Source organism: Micromonospora sp. NPDC049645 (assembly GCF_040675155.1).
GTDB lineage: Bacteria > Actinomycetota > Actinomycetes > Mycobacteriales > Micromonosporaceae > Micromonospora.
On the sequence record NZ_JBFAOI010000045.1, the window covers coordinates 1 to 1,000 of the forward strand.

1 protein-coding gene is annotated in these 1,000 nt (G+C 68.8%); it reads left to right on the plus strand.

Annotated elements, in window-relative coordinates; all coding sequences use genetic code 11:
- Positions 1-57: 57 nt before the first annotated feature.
- Positions 58-1,000 (plus strand): KR domain-containing protein (locus tag AB0J33_RS31170; RefSeq protein ID WP_363618743.1); only part of this gene is annotated, 943 nt, incomplete at its 3' end.

Here is a 1,000-nt window from a genome sequence, read left to right on the forward strand (position 1 = left end):
CTGCCTACCTACCCGTTTGAGCATCAGCGGTATTGGCCGGCGGTGCGGGGTTTGCCGGTGCGGGGTGTGGATGGTGGGTTTGATGCGGAGTTTTGGCAGGCGGTGCAGCGTGGTGACGCGGCGGCTTTGGCTACGACGTTGGGGGTGGATGAGCAGGGTTTGGCCATGGTGCTGCCGGGGTTGTCGGCGTGGCAGCGGGCCCGTCAGGACCGGCGGCTCATTGACGCGTGGCGGTACCGGGTTGTGTGGGAGCCGTTGACCGGTGGTCCTGAGGCGGTGTTGAACGGTACGTGGCTTCTGGTGTATGGCGCGGATCTGGTGGCTGATCACGCGGGGTCGGGGTGGGTCGGGCTGGTCGAGCAGATTTTGGTCGGTCATGGTGCGCGGGTGTTGCCGGTAGCTGTTGATGGCACCCGGGTGGGGGTGGCTGCGGCGCTGCGGTCGGTGATGGCCGGGTTGGACACGCCCGGGTTGGGTGGGGTGGTGTTCCTGCCCGGTCGGGCGCCGGTGCATGAGTTACTGGCGTTGTTGCAGGGCCTGAACGACGCCGACTTGGGTAGCGACGCGGCGGGTGTGTCGGGGCGGGTGTGGGTGCTGACCCGTGGCGCGGTCGGTACCGGTCGGTTCGACGTTCCCGCTGATCCGCTCCAGGCTCAGGCGTGGGGTTTGGGTCTGGTCGCGGCGTTGGAGTATCCCCGCCGTTGGGGTGGTCTGGTTGATCTGCCCCCGGTGTGGCCTGACACGTCGCGGGACGCGGCTGCGGCAGCGCGTCGTTGTGCCGCGGTACTGGCCGGGTGGGGTGGTCAGGATCAGGTCGCGGTACGCGCCAGTGGTGTGTATGGGCGCAGGTTCGTGCATGCCAGGGCGGATGAGTCGCCGCGGGTGTGGGAGCCGCGGGGCACGGTGTTGGTCACCGGTGGTACCGGTGGTCTGGGTGCACACGTGGCTCGGTGGGTGGCCAGGCATGGCGCGGAGCATGTGGTGTTGATCTCCCGCCGGG